This window comes from Spinactinospora alkalitolerans (assembly GCF_013408795.1).
GTDB lineage: Bacteria > Actinomycetota > Actinomycetes > Streptosporangiales > Streptosporangiaceae > Spinactinospora > Spinactinospora alkalitolerans.
The window spans coordinates 3555973-3571848 of the sequence record NZ_JACCCC010000001.1 but is presented as its reverse complement, the minus strand read 5'-3'; the positions used below and the strand labels follow the sequence as shown (position 1 = coordinate 3571848).

Here is a 15876-nt window from a genome sequence, read left to right as displayed (position 1 = left end):
TCACCTGAAACAGGCTCCGGAGGCAGAACCACCGGAGCCCGCTTCAAGCGGTCATGCCTGATCAGTAGGGGTTGTCGTCACCGGCGTTGCAGCTGCACTTCTCGGATTCGAGCACGACGTCCATGTCGTCGACGAACTCGATCTCCTCACTCCGGCGGGTGGGCGTCTCGATCTCAACGAACACCGCGGTCATGTGGTCACCTCCTCTCGTTTCCCGTGCTGGCAGTACATCTGGAGGGGGGCCTTGGCCTGCTGGTACTGCTTGGCCAGCGGGCGGCACACGGTGCAGGAGCCGGACAGTGCGCAGCCGGAGCATCCACCGGTGCGCAACATGAGCCGGTCGGCGATCTCGCCGAGGCGGGACAGGCCCTCGACGCCCTCGCTGATGAGGTCGATGGCGTCATCGCGGCCGATCTTGCAGATCGAGGCGCGGCCGTGCGGGTCGGCGTGGAAGAAGGTGTGGCCGGCGTTGCAGCCGGTGAACACTTTGCGTTCTCGAAGATGTTCTGCTGACTGGGTGGTCAGCACGCTCCCGTCGCCGTGGATCGTCGGCGACATGTTCACGTACACGTGGTGGGTGATCCCGCGGGATTCGGCCATGTCCACCATGGCGTCGATCTCGTGGGTGTTGTGGCTGCTCACCACGACACTGAGCTGGACCGGGAGGTCGGCTTCGACGGCGGCGTCGAGGCCTTTGACGAACCTGCGATACGACCCGCGGCGGCGGGTCATGCCGTCGTAGGACTCTTCGGTGGCGCCGTACACCGACAGGGTGAGCCGGTACGGGCGGTAGGTGGTCAACAGATCCAGGATGTGCGGATTGGACAGCCGGGAGCCGTTGGAGGAGATGCTGATCATCATGCCCAGCTCGTAGGCGAGCCGGTGCACGTCGGGGAACAGCCGGTCGATGAGTGGTTCGCCGCCGGTGAGCTGCACCCACACGACTCCGGCGTCACGCATGATGTGCAGCAGCCGTTCACGGCCAGGCCAGTCAAGCCCGGCGAACGGCCGCTCACCCAAGTAGCAGTGCTCGCAGTCGTAGTTGCAGCCCAAGTTCAGTTCGTAGCTGGCTCGGACGCATCCGTAGGGCGATGGGCGGCGGATCAGGGCGGTCGGGTGCAGGGGCCGGCCGGTGAGGTTCAGGTTGAATGCGCGGTCGGCAGCGGTGACCAGCCAGTCGGGGATCGGCGCGTTGGTGGGGGCGTCGGCGAGTTCGAGGTAGCGGTGCCGTGGCAGCTTGAATCCATTGGTGCGGCCGGGCATTAAAACGAGATGGTCATCGAGGAATGGGCTGACGATGAGGTCATGCACTGGGAGCCTCCTTGTGCCTGGCGGGTGTCCGGGGTGCCTTGCGTTGGACAGAAGAGATGTGTCTGTTTCCCCTAGGGACACACCTCGCTGTATGGGGTTGTGGTTTCTGTCCGGTTACGGTCATGGAATGTGGATGCCCGTGCCGCTGGTTTCGGGCCGCCCCGCCCTGTGGGAGAGGGGAAGACAGGACAGGGCGGTGGCTCAATAGGAGTTCCGTGTGCCGGGCCAGTAGTTCTTCGACCGGTCACGGCGCGGTAGTGGCGGTCGGGCCTTACGGCGGCGGCGCGGGATCCCGATGGCGTCAAGATGGCGGTAGATCGTCGTCTTCGGCGCCTGGTATTTCATCGCGATCCGGGGTCCTGACCATCCTTCAATGGTGTAGAGGCGGCGGAGTTCGTCGGGGTCGATCTCGATCCTGCGCAACGGTGGTCCCTTGAGGTTGTGTGGTGGCCGCTCGGCCCTGGGAGAGGTCACCAGGGCCGGGCGGCGGTCTCGGGGGCGGCCGGGGAGGGGACGGGGCTCCTCCCGGCCTGGGGAGAGGGGCTGCCCGGCAGGGTGGGGGCCGGGTAGCCCTTCGGTCTCGGTTCTCCTTCCTCAAGGAGCCCGAGGGGCCGCGCGCCGGGGCCTCTCTCCGAACCCGATAGGGCCTGAACCGCCGGCGCGAGGCTGGCCGCCAGCCGCTCAAGCCGAGGCCGGAGGGCCTTCGTAGACGGGGAGCTTCCCTTCGTCCTGGAGTCCGTATAGGCCGGCGCGCAGCTCGGCGGTCAGCGTCCCGTCTTGCCGAATCTCCGCGTCCAGCGCGGATGGATTCGCGTGGGCAAGGAATGGTGGTATCAGGTCCCCGGCATGTCGAGGGTTGACGCGTGCGGCGTGGTACAGGCCCGTCTGCGGTCTCCATTCCGCGCGCCAGCCCGGGGTGCGGATCTCCAGCAGTCGCGCGCACGCGTCCTCAGCGCGCCTCCGCTGACCCATCACCGCGCCTCCTCACCGAGGAGCGGCGTCAGCTTCTCGGGGGAGAACCCACGCGGACTCCCGATGCGCCCGTCCAAACCGACCCACACGGTGGGCAGCCGCGACTGGCGGGACACGGTCGCCTCCACCACCTTCCCGGACCCGTCCGGGGTGGACACCCGCAGCCCGACCGGCCACCGCTCGGCGAGAGGCTGGGGCCGGATCTGGTCGGAGGCGTCGACGAGCGCGGACAGGGCGGCGTCGATCTCGTCGAGCCGCCCGCCGTAGGTGGCGGGGTAGACGTCGGGCAGATGGACGGTGATGGTGCGGCTGGTGATCTCGACGCAGGCCTGCTGCTCGCCGTCTCCGACGGTCACGGTGTCCGTCTTTTTCTGGAGCGTGCCCGTGGCTTCGGGGTTCGCCAGCAGCGGCTCGAAGCCCGGGACAGAAGAAGTCACTGTGCCTCCACAGGGGATTGTTGGTCGGGTTCCATCACCAGCACGCGGGCGCCTGCGTCCGTCTCGATCACCAGCCGCATAGCCACCTGCAATGCAGGCATTCGCGCCAGGTGGTGGAGCGTAGGAACGACGACGATGGCGCCAGGGTCAGTTCGGAGCGCATCCATGAGCGCCGCGAAAGCCGAGGGGGAGCGGGGGTGATCAATGAAAACGTTCGCCATGCGGTGGCCGGCCGTCCGAGCGAACCGCCGCAGCTCGTTTTTCAGGCGCTGGATATCGTCTCCTGTCACCTGGGAGGAGACCAGCGCGTACCCGTAGGCGTGTGTCTCTGCGGCGACGGGTGGCGTCTCCTGCTCGCCCACGAGGACCATCACGAGCTCCTTTTCGGTCAACAGCCAGTGACATCACCCTCGTGGAGAGCACGCCCAGGAGCCACCCAGTAGGGCCGTGATCATGGAAGGCCATATCTCCCTGTCCACCGGGGAGGTTTTCCATCAGGGGGCGCACCCGCTACCGTCCGACCAACAGCTGAGGACCGACCGGGACGGTGCCTATGGCCACACGCAGCCTGCGCCAGAAGCAGCTCGCTCTCGCAGAGCAGCTCCGCGGAGAAGGCAAGCCCTGGGCAGAGGTCGCCGAAGTGTTCCGCGACCGCTACCGGGTCAACGCCCGGGTCGCGTTCCGGCTCGCTCACGGCTGGAGTCAGCGCCGCGTCGCCGATCTCTGGAACGAGAAATGGCCGGCCGACCCGAAGACGGACAAGAATGTGTCGTACTGGGAGCTGTGGCCATCGCCGACCGGTTACGAGCCATCACTCGCGGTCCTGGCCCGGCTTGCTGAGCTGTACGAATGCCACTTGGCGGATCTGCTGGTGGACTGCGCAGACCACCGTCCGGCTGACGACGCTCATCGTGCACGGGCGAGCCTGGACAGGCTGGCGTCAGCTGGCGCCTCAGAGACGAACGAGAAAGTCGCCGTGATCGCCGAGCAGATCCAAGATATGGACGTCCACGACATCGCTCGCGGTGTCACCGAGTGGTCCACGCGGGTGGCCGATGGAGTCAACAAGCGCGGTCTGTTCTTAAAGATCAGCGCCGGGCTTTCGCTGGCCGCCACCATGCCCGCGGTTGCTGCCACCGACCCGGCGCTCGCCCGCTCCCAGCCAGCCAACGGCACCGGCCCCGACTACTCCGGGATCTGGCACAGCCGCTACCTGTACTACAGCAGCGGCCGCGACGCAGAGTTCGAAGACGAGCACTATGTCGTGCTCCGCCACGAAGGCGACAAGCTGCACGGGCAGAGCCTGCCGCACACCACCGGATCCCGGCTGGACCTGCAACTGACCATCGACGGCATGACCGCCGGCGGCGCTTGGTCGGAACGCACCTCGCCCACCGGTTACTACCGGGGCGCGACCTACCACGGCACGCTGCAACTGCTCATCAGCCCGATGGGGCGGGGGATGAGCGGCAAGTGGGTGGGGTTCGGCAAGAACTTCAAGGTCAACACCGGCGAATGGGAATTGACCTGGGTGGATCACGCCGCGTCGACGCGCACGATCCGCGAGTACCACATGAAGGCCTGACCGTTCACCCGGTGATGACCGCGATGACCGTCGTCCCCTCCGGGAACGTGCCCTGCTCGATCAGCGCGAACACACCGGCCAGCATCTTGGCGACGTAGACCCACTCCAGCGTGATGCCGTGGCGCTGTCCGAAGTCGGCGATGAACTCGTCCAGCTCCGGACGCCGCTTGGCGAACCCGCCGAAGTGGAAACCGGTCTCGATCCGCCAGTTGCCCGTGGGCGTCCCGGCCGTCGCCTGAAGTCCGCGCACGTCCTCGGTGAGGAACGAGCCGCCCTTCAACGCGGAGAACCCGATCGCCCGCGCGCCTTCCGGCAGTCCGGCCGCGATACCGGCCAGCGTGCCGCCGGTGCCGACCGCACAGCAGATCACGTCGAACGGTTCGGCGATCTCGGCGGGGATCTCCATGCAGCCGCGCACCGCGAGCGCGTTGCTGCCTCCTTCGGGCACGAGGTAGAAGTCGCCGAACTCCTCACGGAGCCGGTTGGTGACTTCGGGCTCGTGTTTGACCCGGTAGGTAGTGCGGTCCATGTAGGCCAGCCGCATGCCGCGGTCGGCGGCGTAGGCGAGGGACGGGTTCAGCGGAGTGTGCTCCTCGCCGCGGATCACTCCGATGGTCGCCAGTCCGTAATGGCGGCCGGCTGCTGCGATGGCGCGGATGTGATTGGAGTAGGCGCCACCGAATGTCAGCAGCGTGTCATGCCCCTGTTTCTGGGCGGCGTCGAGATTGAGGCGAAGCTTGCGCCATTTGTTCCCGGGGACCTCCGGGTTGATCAGGTCGTCGCGTTTGAGGAGCAGGCGCACGCCTCGCGCGGCCGCCCGATCGTCGTCCAGCTCGACCAGGGGGGAGGGGAGTTGGAGGCGGAGGCCGGCGGACCGCTCGTGAGGAGACACATCACCAGGGTAGGGCGATCGGCTCTTGTCGTGCTTTCGTGCGGGTCACCGCGTAACCGTACCCCCGGCCGCGCGCCGTTCGCGCACCTGGTCGGGGGTCTCGGGGATGTACAGCACGGCGACCAGGCTGACCAGGCCGACCGCGGCCATGTAAGCCGACACCGACATCGAGGTCCCGGTCGAGGCCTGCAGCGACGCCGCGACGAACGGGGCGAAGCCGCCGCCCAGCACCGCGCCGATCGCGTAGGAGAAGGAGGCCCCGCTGTAGCGCACGCGCGAGGGGAACAGCTCGGCGTACAGCGCGGCCTGCGGGCCGTAGGTCAGGCCGAGGCCGACCGAGAGCATCAGCACCGAGGGCAGCATGACCGGGATGGAGCCGGTGTCGAGCAGCAGGAAGAAGGGGAAGGCCCAGCCGATGATCCACAGCGAGCCGACCAGGTAGACCCTGCGCCGCCCCACGGCGTCGGACCAGCGCGCGGCCAGCAGGGTGGTGCCGACCCAGGACAGCGCGCCGGTGACCACGACCAGCAGCATCGCGTCCTGGCCGACGTCCAGCTCCGCGGTCGCGTAGCCGAGGATGTAGGCCAGGAAGATGTAACCCACCATGTTGTTGGCGATGAAGACCCCCGCCGCGATGAGGAAGGGCCCGCGGTGCTCGCGCAGCACCTCGCTCAGCGGGCTCTTGGCCCGCTCCCTGGCGTCCTTCAGGCGGGTGAACTCCGGGCTCTCGCTGACCCGCGCGCGGATGAAGAAGCCGATCGCGATCATCACCGCGCTGAACAGGAACGGCAGCCGCCAGCCCCACGCGGCGAACTGGTCGTCGGTGGTGGAGAAGGTGACCAGGAAGAAGACGGCGTTGGCCAGCACCAGCCCGGCCGGCGCCCCGAGCTGGGGAAAGGCGCCGAAGAGCCCGCGCCTGTGCCGGGGCGCGTGCTCCACGGCCATCAGCGCGGCCCCGCCCCATTCGCCGCCGGCGCTCAGACCCTGCAGCAGCCTCAGGAGGACGAGCAGGACGGGTGCGCCCAGGCCGATCTGGGTGTAGGTCGGCAGCAGCCCGACCCCCACGGTCGCGATCCCCATGAGCAGCAGCGACACCACGAGCATCGTGCGGCGGCCCAGCAGGTCGCCGAAGTGGCCCATGACCACGCCGCCCAGCGGGCGGGCGATGAAGCTGACGCCGATCGTGGCGAAGGACGCCAGGCCGGCCGCCGCGGGTGACAGGTCGGTGAAGAACTGGGAGGCGAAGACGAGCTGGGCCGCGGTGCTGTAGATGAAGAAGTCGTACCATTCGATGGCGGTCCCGACGAAGCTGGCCAGTGCCACCCGCCGTATCTCGGGATTGGGGACTCCGACGCCGGTCGAGGCCTGCTCCATGGACGACTCCTCCCACCGAAGTTCGATTATCGAACGAAAAGTTCGGTATCGGAGAAGTCTAGGTGTGGGGCAGGTCACCCGACAAGGCTCCGGCCCCCCGTCACCACCACCATGGCGGGCCGCGTCCTCCCGGCCCGCACCTCACTGCTGCGTGGTCCGCTCGGGCAGCACGAACACCACGACGCGCTCCTCGCCGGGTTCGGTCCACGGGTAGACGTCCTCGTCCAGGTACTTCCTGGCCAGCCTGTTGATGAACGCGTTGTCGGTGTCATCGTCGAAGTGGTCCACGCGGCCGCGGATCTCCAGGTAGCGGTGCGGATCGTCGGGGTCGTGCACCGACAGCGCGATCCGCGCGTCCCTGAGCAGGTTGAGGTACTTCTGCCGCGATGTGGTCTGGCTGAACTTCACGAACTCGCCGTCCCAGTCGATCCACACCGGACTGGAGTGCGGCTCGCCGTCCGGGCCGATGGTCGCGATGTGGGCGAAGGCGCGCTTGGTGAGGATCCCCGCGCGGTCCTCGGGCAGTGCCGTCATGGTGTCTCTCCCCTTCTCCCCGGATCCTGCCGGCGTGGCCGCCGAGTGCGGCCGGGACCGGCGGTGAGCACGCTCCCCTACCCGGTGACGCGCTCCGGTACCACCGCGACCGCGACGAACGCATCGACCGGGGACGGGCGGGCGCGGACCGGCGGGATCCGCTCGCCGCACTTTTTCGTTTCACGCCCGCGCGCCCGGGTAGCGGCTCCGCACCATTGCGCCGGAAGCACCGCGCAGGCCCCGATCCGGGGCCTGCGCGGTGCCGGCCGGTGCAAGCGACCGGCTGCGAGAGCGAGGAGAGGGCCCTATGGGTGTGCGCACGTGGATCGAATCATGGCCGGTGTATCGGCAGTTGACCGGGGACGATCCCTCGGGCCGCGGTGCCGCTGTCTCCTCCGCGCGCACCAAGGCCCTCACCCCCCGCACCCAGGACGCCGACCGGATCGTGAAGTCGGTCTGCCCGTACTGCGCGGTCGGCTGCTCGCAGAACGTCTACGTCCGCGACGAAGAGGTCGTCCAGATCGAGGGCAACCCGGACTCCCCGATCAGCAGGGGGCGGCTCTGCCCCAAGGGGGCGGCCTCCCTCCAGCTCACCACCGGGCCCTCGCGCCGGCACACGGTGCTGTACCGGCCGCCGCACGCGACCGACTGGCAGGAACTCGACCTCGAGACCGCCATGGACATGGTCGCCGACCGGGTCATCGAGACCCGCCGCCGGACCTGGCAGTGGGAGGACGACGACGGCACGCGGGTCAACCGCACGATGGGCATCGCCAGCCTCGGCGGCGCGACACTGGACAACGAGGAGAACTACCTGATCAAGAAGCTCCTCACCGGACTGGGCGTGATCCAGGTGGAGAACCAGGCCCGGGTCTGCCACAGCGCGACCGTCGCCGGCCTGGGCACCTCCTTCGGCCGCGGCGGCGCCACGACGTTCATGCAGGACCAGCAGAACTCCGACTGCATCGTCATCGAGGGCTCCAACTACGCCGAGAATCACCCGGTGGGCTTCCAGTGGGTCATGGAGGCCAAGGCGCGCGGCGCGGTCGTCATCCACGTCGACCCGCACTTCAGCCGCACCAGTGCGCTGGCCGACCTGCACGTGCCCATCCGCGCCGGGACCGACATCGCCTTCCTCGGCGGCATCATCAACCACGTCATCGCCAACGACAAGTACTTCAAGGACTACGTCGTGGCCTTCACCAACGCCGCGACCATCGTCAACGAGGAGTTCCGCGACACCGAGGACCTCGACGGCCTGTTCTCCGGCTTCGACACCGACAGCCGCGACTACGACGTCACCACCTGGATGTACGAGGGCATGCAGGTCGCGGCGGCCTCGGGCAAGCGCGACCAGTTCCACCCCGAGCGGATGCCCGACGAGGACGTCAGCAAGTCGGCCCGGCCCGAGCAGCAGGGCTCCGGCGGCGCCCCGATGAAGGGCGAGGCGCACCAGGACGAGACGCTGCAGGACCCCCGCTGCGTCTTCCAGATCCTCAAGCGCCACTACGCGCGCTACACCCCGGAGCTGGTCGAGGAGGTCTGCGGCATCCCCCAGGACGTGTTCGCCGAAGTCTGCGAGCACCTCACCCGCAACTCCGGACCGGACCGCACCAGCGTCTTCTGCTACGCGGTCGGCTGGACCCAGCACACGGTCGGCTCCCAGTACATCCGCGCGGCCTCCGTGCTGCAGCTGCTGCTGGGCAACATCGGCCGCCCGGGCGGCGGCATCCAGGCGCTGCGCGGCCACGCCAGCATCCAGGGCTCCAGCGACATCCCCACCCTGTTCAACCTGCTGCCCGGCTACATCCCGATGCCGCACGCCCACGAGCAGCAGGACATGGACGCGTTCGTGGCCGCCGACGCAGCCCGCAAGGGCTACTGGGCGAACATGAAGGACTACCTGGTCAGCCTGATGAAGGCGTGGTACGCGCCGGCGTCGGCCGACAACGACTTCTGCTTCGACCACCTGCCCAGGATCACCGGCTCGCACAGCACCTACGACACCGTCATGGAGCAGTTGGCGGGCAACTGCAAGGGCTACTTCCTGATGGGGGAGAACCCGACCGTCGGCTCGGCCAACGCCAAGGCCCAGCGCATGGGCATGGCCAACCTGGAGTGGCTGGTCGTGCGGGACTTCTCCCTGATCGAGAGCGCCACCTGGTGGAAGGACGGCCCCGAGATCGACTCGGGCGAGCTGCGCACCGAGGACATCGCCACCGAGGTGTTCTTCTTCCCTGCGGCCTCCCACACCGAGAAGTCCGGGACCTTCACCAACACCAACCGGATGCTGCAGTGGCACGACCGGGCCGTCCTGCCCAAGGGCGACGCCCGCAGCGACCTGTGGTTCATGTACCACCTCGGGCGCAGGATCCGGGCCAAGCTCGCCGGCTCCACCGACCCGATGGACCGGCCGATCCTCGACCTGACCTGGGAGTATCCGCTGGAGGAGGGGGAGGAGCCCAGCGCCGAGGCCGTGCTCGCCGAGATCAACGGATACGACGCCGAAGGCCACCCCCTCAGCGGTTACGAGCAGCTGCGCGACGACGGTTCGACCTCGTGCGGGTGCTGGATCTACTGCGGCGTCTACGCCGACGGCGTCAACCAGGCCGCGCGCCGCAAACCGGCCGGGCACCAGGACTGGATCGCCGCGGAATGGGCGTGGTCGTGGCCGATGAACCGGCGCATCCTCTACAACAGGGCCTCCGCCGACGCCGACGGCAACCCGTGGAGCGACCGCAAGGCCCTGGTGTGGTGGGACGCGGAGAAGGAGCGCTGGCAGGGCCACGACGTGCCCGACTTCGAGGTCGGCAAGGCCCCGGACTACCGGCCCGAGGAGGGCGTCGAGGGGGTCGCGGCGCTGACCGGGACCGACGCCTTCATCATGCAGGCCGACGGCAAGGGCTGGCTGTACGCGCCGGCCGGGCTCACCGACGGCCCGATCCCCACCCACTACGAGCCCCAGGACTCTCCGTTCAGCAATCCGCTGTACAAGCAGCAGCGCAGCCCCACCCGGCTGATCTATCCCGGAGAGCACAACCGGTACCACCCCGACCCGGGCGACCCGGGCTCCGGCGTCTACCCCTACGTAGTCACCACCTACCGGCTCACCGAGCACTTCACCGCGGGCGGGATGAGCCGGTGGACCCCGTACCTGGCCGAACTCCAGCCGGAGTTCTTCTGCGAGGTCTCGCCCGAACTCGCCGAGGAGCGCGGGCTGCGCCACGGGGAGTGGGCCACCATCATCAGCGCGCGCAACGCCATCGAGGCCCGCGTGCTGGTCACCGACCGCATGGCCCCGCTGCGGGTGCAGGGCCGCACGATCCACCAGATCGGGCTGCCCTACCACTGGGGGCCCAACGGGCACAGCACCGGTGACGCCGCCAACGAGCTGACCTCGATCAGCCTCGACTCCAACGTCCACATCCAGGAGGTGAAGGCCCTGACCGCCGACATCCGGCCGGGACGGCGGCCACGCGGACCGCAGCGCCCCGAACTCGTCCGCCAGTACCAGCGCCGCGCCGGCGTCACCGACGCCACCGGAACGGAGGTGTGAGGATATGACCGCGGATCCGTCCCGCGTCCGGCCCGGCGAGGCCGACCCCGCGGCCCTCAGCGGCTACGACGGGCAGCCGCGCATGGGGTTCTTCACCGACACCAGCGTGTGCATCGGCTGCAAGGCCTGCGAGGTCGCCTGCAAGGAATGGAACATGATTCCCGAGGACGGCCTGAACTTCACGGGCATGTCCTACGACAACAGCGAGGGCCTGAGCGCCGACACCTGGCGGCACGTCGCCTTCATCGAGCAGCGGCTTCCGCTCGGCGAGCAGGAGACCAGCGGCGCCCGACCGGCCTCCGCCGGCGGCGGAGGCGCACCGGTGGACCTGGGGATGCCCTCCTTCGACCTGCCCGGTGCGCAAACCGGCGAGGCCGAGCGCGGCGACTTCCGCTGGCTGATGTCATCGGACGTGTGCAAGCACTGCACGCACGCCGCCTGCCTGGACGTCTGCCCGACCGGCTCGCTGTTTCGCACCGAGTACGGCACGGTCGTCGTCCAGGAGGACATCTGCAACGGCTGCGGCTACTGCGTGCCGGCCTGCCCCTACGGGGTCATCGACAAGCGCGAGGACGACGGCAGGGTGTGGAAGTGCACCCTGTGCTACGACCGGCTCGGCGACGGACTGGAGCCGGCCTGCGCCAAGGCCTGCCCCACCGACTCCATCCAGTTCGGCGACCTCGACGAACTGCGGGAGCGGGCCGCCGGGCGCGTCGAACGACTGCACGAGGAGGGCATCACCTCGGCCCGGCTCTACGGCGACGACCCCGACGACGGGGTCGGCGGCGCCGGCGCGTTCTTCCTGCTCCTGGACGAGCCGGAGGTCTACGGTCTGCCGCCCGACCCGGTCGTGACCACCCGGGACCTGCCCGACATATGGAAGCACGCCGGCGTCGCCGCGCTCACGCTGCTGGCCGGCCTGACCGCGACATTCGTGAGGAGGCGGGGTTGAGCACCTCGGACGTGACCAAGCAGGGGATGCGCGGCGCCCGGCCGGGGCGCGAGGCCCTGACCGGATCCAAGCGGGTCCGGCGGCGGCGCGGCGACCGGCACGCGATGGTGCCCGAGGCCGAGTTCCGCTCCTACTACGGCAAACCGGTCCTCAACCAGGTGCCGTGGGCGGCCACCGACATCGCGGGCTACCTGTTCCTCGGCGGCCTGGCCGGCGCCTCGTCGGTGCTGGCGGCCGGGGCCGAGCTGACCGGCCGCCCCGACCTCGCCAGGGCCATGAAGGTGGGCGCGCTCGGGGCGATCTCCGGCTCCGTCGTCGCGCTCGTGCACGACCTGGGCCGGCCGGCCCGGTTCGTCAACATGCTGCGCGTGTGCAAGCCGTCCTCGCCGATGAGCATGGGCTCCTGGCTGCTGGCCGGCTACGGGCCGCTCGCCGGAGCGGCCGCGGCCACGAGCGTCACCGGCCTCTTTCCGCGCCTGGGCACAGCGGCCACGCTGGGAGCCGGACTGGTCGGGCCGGCCGTCGCCTCCTACACCGCCCCGCTGATCTGCGACACCGCGGTCCCGTCCTGGCACGAGGGGTACCGGCAGATGCCGTTCGTCTTCGTCGGCTCCGGCGCCGCCGCGGCGGGCGGGCTGGGCATGCTGGCCGCCCCGGTCGGGCAGGCCGGACCGGCCCGGCGGGCCGCGGTGCTGGGCGCCGGGCTGGAGCTGGCCGCGACCGAGCTGATGGAGCGGCGGATGGGCATGGTGGCCGAGCCCTACCGCACCGGCAGGGCCGGGGCGCTGATGCGGGCGGCCAAGACGCTGACGGCCGCCGGGGCCGTCGGCGGGGCGCTGCTGGGCGGCCGCAGCCGCCTCGCCTCGGCGCTGTCCGGAGCGGCCCTGATCGCGGGCTCGGCCTGCACCCGCTTCGGCGTCTTCCACGCCGGGGTGCAGTCCGCGGCCGACCCCAAGTACACCGTCGTGCCCCAGCGCGAGCGCGTCCGGGAGAGCGGCCTGATATCGGACCAGCCGAAGGTCCCCAAGGCCAGGGAGGCGAGCGAGCCGGCAGCGGGGTGAGCCGGGAGCGGGGTCCTCGGCCCGGCACCCTTTAGCCGCCCTCTGACTCCAGCCAGCTCAGGGCGAACCACAGGCGCATCCGGTGCTCCGGGTCGGTCAGGTCGACGTGCAGGTCGCGTTCGATGCGGCCGATCCGGTAGCGGACGCTGTTGCGGTGGGAGCCCAGGTCGGCGGCTGCCCGGTCCCAGTTGCCGTGCCGGGCCAGCCAGGCCCGCAGCGTCTCGCGCAGGCTCCGCGCGGCGTCGGTGTCCTCGGACAGCGGGCCGAGCAGTGAGCGCGCGGCGGCCCGCGCCCGTTCGGCGTCGATCACGGCGCTGAACGGGTCGGCCCGCTCGGGCCACACCAGCGGCTCGCCCATCGCCCTGGCCCGCACCAGCAGCGACGACGCCTGCCGGTCCGCCGCAGGCAACTCGGCCGGGCGCGCCGGGCCGCTCAACGCGGCCAGCCAGCCGTCGCCGCGCAGCTCCTCCAGCCCGCTCAGGTGCTCGGCCGCGGCGCCGAGATCGGCCACCACCGCGCGCACCCCGCCCTCCACGGCCTCGACCAGCCCGGTCCCGAAGAGGGGGGCGGGGTCGGCGAGCGGAGGCGGGGCGCCCCGGCCGGCCCAGCAGGCCCGCAGCACCCGCAGCGTCGCGCCGGCCCCCGGAACCAGTTCGGCCAGCAGGGGGGCCAGATCGTCGCCGCGTCCGGTCTCCAGCAGCAGCCGGGTCAGCAGCCGCCCGGGGACGGGCTCGGCCCGCCGGTCGCTGCGCAGCAGCAGCCCGAGCAGCGCCACGGCCGTGCCCAGCACGGCCCGGTCGGTCATGCCGAACGGCGTGGGCCGGCCCAGCAGCAGTACATCCCTGGGGCGCGGGTCCTCGCCGACGGCGTGCAGGAACACCTCATCGGCGCGCATCCGCGCCTTCGCGCTGCGCGGGCCGTGCGGCGCGCGCAGCTTGGCGATCAGCTCGGTCACCTCGTCGGTCAGCGCCGGCACCGAGCGGGCGTGGGTGAGCAGCCGGTCGCCGACCAGCGCCACCCAGCAGTCCAGCGCCTGGGAGAGCGTGCGGATCGCACGGTCGGTCGGTGCGGCCGCCGTGACGGCCTTGGCCAGCGCACGGTGCGCCTCGCCGAGCCGGCGCACGTCGGCCACGTGCAGCCGCTCCAGTTCCTCGCCGACCGCCTGGCCGACCGCGACGAACGGCGTCTCGCCGGGGACCTCCAGCAGCGGCAGGCCCTGGCCGCGGCACTGGGCGATCAGGGCCGGCGGCACCGCGTCGTGCACCGGCGTCACGCCGAAGCCCAGGACGCTCACCCCGGCCTCGACCAGCCCGGTCACGTAGCGGCGCACCGCGGCGGGCGTCGCGGACATGTCGACCCCCGCGGTCAGCAGCAGCTCCCGGCCGTTGAGGTAGGGAACGGGATCGGGCAGCTCGCTGACCACCGCCCAGCGGATCCGCGGCTCCTCCGGGCCCGGCGGCGGCACCAGGACGCGCAGGCCGAGCCCGCGCCGCTCGACGACCGTGCGCAGCGGAACCGTCTGGCCGTCGTGAGCGCCGTCACCACCGTGTGCGAGTGCCGACAATGGGCGGACCATCCAGATCAGAGAGGCAAGCGGTGCGATTCGTCCACTTACTCGCAGCTTACCGAGTGCCTAGCGTTCTGACATCCCGCTGACCTGGCCCCTCGGCCGGGCGAACGGGCGGACCCCACCTGGATGAGGAGGCCGCGTGGCCATCGACCTGGCGGTAATCGCCGCCTACCTGCTCGGCATGATCGCCCTGGGGTGGTGGGGCATGCGCCGCACCCGCGATCGGGCCGACTACCTCGTGGCCGGCCGGCGCCTCGGCGTCTTCATGTATTCCGGCACCATGGCCGCGGTCGTGCTGGGCGGCGCCTCCACCATCGGCGGCGTCGGGTTGGGCTACACCTACGGCCTGTCCGGAGCCTGGCTGGTCGGCGCGATCGGCCTGGGCATCATCGCCCTGCACGCCTTCTTCGCCCGCCGGATCTCCCGGTTGAAGGTCTACACCGTCTCCGAAATGCTCGACCTGCGCTACGGCGGCAACTCCAGGGTGGTCTCCGGGCTGGTGATGTGGGGCTACACGTTCATGCTCACCGTGCCCTCCACCCTGGCCTTCTCCACCGTCTTCAGCGGCCTGTTCGACATGCCGCGGGCCCTGGCCGTCATCCTGGGCGGCTCGATCGTCGTGCTGTACTCCACGCTGGGCGGCATGTGGTCGGTGACCATGACCGACATCGCCCAGTTCGTCATCAAGACCGTCGGCCTGCTGCTGATCCTGACCCCGGTCGCCGTCTGGCACGCCGGCGGGTTCTCCGGCATGCGCGCCGAGCTGGACGCCGCCCACTTCGACCCGCTCAACATCGGCGGCGGCACGATCCTGACCTACTTCCTGATCTACACGCTGGGCCTGCTCATCGGCCAGGACATCTGGCAGCGCGTCTTCACCGGCCGCAACGACCGGGTGGTGACCACCGGCGGGCTGGGCGCCGGGGTCTACTGCCTCGTCTACGCCGTCGCCGGAGCCCTCATCGGCACCGCGGCGGCCGTGCTCTTCCCCGGCCTGGACAACCCCGACGACGCCTTCGCCCTGATCGTCTCCGACACCCTGCCCGTCGGCCTGGCCGGCCTGGTGCTGGCCGCGGCGCTGTCCGCGGTCATGTCCACCGCCAGCGGCGCGCTGATCGCCTGCTCCACCGTCACCTCCAGCGACCTGTGGCCGCAGGCCCGCCGGCTGCTCGGCCGCGGCGGCGCCGACCAGCCCCTCTCCGGCTCGGCAGGGCGCGACCACGACGAGGTGGCGGCCAACCGGGTCTCCACCCTCGTCCTGGGCGTCGCGTCGATCGGCGTGGCGCTGCTGGTCAACGACGTCGTCTCGGCCCTCACCGTCGCCTACAACATCCTGGTGGGCGGCCTGCTGGTGGCGATCCTCGGCGGCCTGGTGTGGAAGCGCGGCACCCGCGTCGGCGCCCTGAGCTCCATGCTCGTCGGCGCGGTCGTGGTCATCGCGACCATGGCGGTCAAGGGCCTGCTGGCCAACGAGCCCATCTACTACGGGCTGCTCGCCAGCCTCGTCGTCTACGTCGCCGTCAGCCTCGCCACCCGGCCCACCGACGCCGCCGTGCTCGCCACGTGGCAGCGGCGGGTGCGCGGCGAGGCCGATCCCGAGGAGGAGCCGACCGGCGCTCGGGCCGGATGAAC

The 15876-nt window shown here is 70.4% G+C and carries 14 protein-coding genes; 5 read left to right on the top strand and 9 right to left on the bottom strand.

Translation table 11 applies throughout. The features are described 5' to 3' along the window. Positions 1–61: 61 nt before the first annotated feature. From HDA32_RS31460 to HDA32_RS15805, 5 genes are all read right to left on the bottom strand, one after another. Positions 62–193, bottom strand: a complete 132-nt coding sequence (locus tag HDA32_RS31460; RefSeq protein ID WP_281370391.1) for a hypothetical protein — start codon at positions 191–193, stop codon at positions 62–64. After that, positions 190–1311: a radical SAM protein gene (locus tag HDA32_RS15820; protein ID WP_179643924.1), complete on the bottom strand. Its 1122-nt coding sequence runs from the start codon at positions 1309–1311 to the stop codon at positions 190–192. The genes HDA32_RS31460 and HDA32_RS15820 overlap by 4 nt, the downstream gene beginning before the upstream one ends. A 201-nt stretch (positions 1312–1512) precedes the next feature. Continuing rightward, complete coding sequence (locus tag HDA32_RS15815) at positions 1513–1734, bottom strand: hypothetical protein (protein ID WP_179643923.1); 222 nt, start codon at positions 1732–1734, stop codon at positions 1513–1515. 548 nt (positions 1735–2282) lie between these two features. Further along, on the bottom strand, positions 2283–2720 hold the full coding sequence (locus HDA32_RS15810) for a hypothetical protein (RefSeq protein WP_179643922.1): 438 nt from the start codon (positions 2718–2720) through the stop codon (positions 2283–2285). Beyond that, a complete protein-coding gene (locus HDA32_RS15805) occupies positions 2717–3091 on the bottom strand; it encodes a recombinase family protein (protein WP_179643921.1) in 375 nt (124 codons plus the stop codon). The genes HDA32_RS15810 and HDA32_RS15805 overlap by 4 nt, the downstream gene beginning before the upstream one ends. 182 nt (positions 3092–3273) lie before the next feature. Between HDA32_RS15805 and HDA32_RS15800 the strand changes: the two genes are divergently transcribed. Beyond that, positions 3274–4305: a hypothetical protein gene (locus HDA32_RS15800; RefSeq protein WP_179643920.1), complete on the top strand. Its 1032-nt coding sequence runs from the start codon at positions 3274–3276 to the stop codon at positions 4303–4305. Positions 4306–4309: 4 nt separating this feature from the next. On the opposite strand, the gene HDA32_RS15795 is transcribed toward HDA32_RS15800, so the two are convergent. From HDA32_RS15795 to HDA32_RS15785, 3 genes are all read right to left on the bottom strand, one after another. After that, on the bottom strand, positions 4310–5197 hold the full coding sequence (locus HDA32_RS15795) for a 1-aminocyclopropane-1-carboxylate deaminase/D-cysteine desulfhydrase (protein WP_179643919.1): 888 nt from the start codon (positions 5195–5197) through the stop codon (positions 4310–4312). Between the two features lie 45 nt (positions 5198–5242). Then, on the bottom strand, positions 5243–6571 hold the full coding sequence (locus HDA32_RS15790) for an MFS transporter (RefSeq protein ID WP_179643918.1): 1329 nt from the start codon (positions 6569–6571) through the stop codon (positions 5243–5245). Positions 6572–6712: 141 nt separating this feature from the next. Continuing rightward, positions 6713–7105, bottom strand: a complete 393-nt coding sequence (locus HDA32_RS15785) for a PPOX class F420-dependent oxidoreductase (protein WP_179643917.1) — start codon at positions 7103–7105, stop codon at positions 6713–6715. Between the two features lie 307 nt (positions 7106–7412). Here HDA32_RS15785 and fdh point away from each other — a divergent pair, with 307 nt between their 5' ends. The 3 genes from fdh (at position 7413) to nrfD (ending at position 12674) form a co-directional block, all read left to right on the top strand. Further along, complete coding sequence (gene fdh, locus HDA32_RS15780; protein WP_179643916.1) at positions 7413–10661, top strand: formate dehydrogenase; 3249 nt, start codon at positions 7413–7415, stop codon at positions 10659–10661. 82 nt (positions 10662–10743) lie between these two features. Beyond that, positions 10744–11613, top strand: a complete 870-nt coding sequence (locus HDA32_RS15775; RefSeq protein ID WP_246335010.1) for a 4Fe-4S dicluster domain-containing protein — start codon at positions 10744–10746, stop codon at positions 11611–11613. Then, positions 11610–12674 (top strand): NrfD/PsrC family molybdoenzyme membrane anchor subunit, encoded by a 1065-nt coding sequence (nrfD, locus tag HDA32_RS15770; RefSeq protein ID WP_218882485.1) that lies wholly within the window; start codon positions 11610–11612, stop codon positions 12672–12674. Before HDA32_RS15775 ends, nrfD begins: the two co-directional genes overlap by 4 nt. 31 nt (positions 12675–12705) lie before the next feature. Here nrfD and HDA32_RS15765 read toward each other — a convergent pair whose 3' ends face one another. Next, entirely contained in the window at positions 12706–14238 is a 1533-nt protein-coding gene (locus HDA32_RS15765) for a PucR family transcriptional regulator (RefSeq protein ID WP_246334369.1), read from the bottom strand. Positions 14239–14383: 145 nt separating this feature from the next. Here HDA32_RS15765 and HDA32_RS15760 point away from each other — a divergent pair, with 145 nt between their 5' ends. Further along, entirely contained in the window at positions 14384–15874 is a 1491-nt protein-coding gene (locus tag HDA32_RS15760; protein WP_179643912.1) for a sodium:solute symporter family protein, read from the top strand. The last annotated feature ends 2 nt before the right edge of the window (positions 15875–15876 follow it).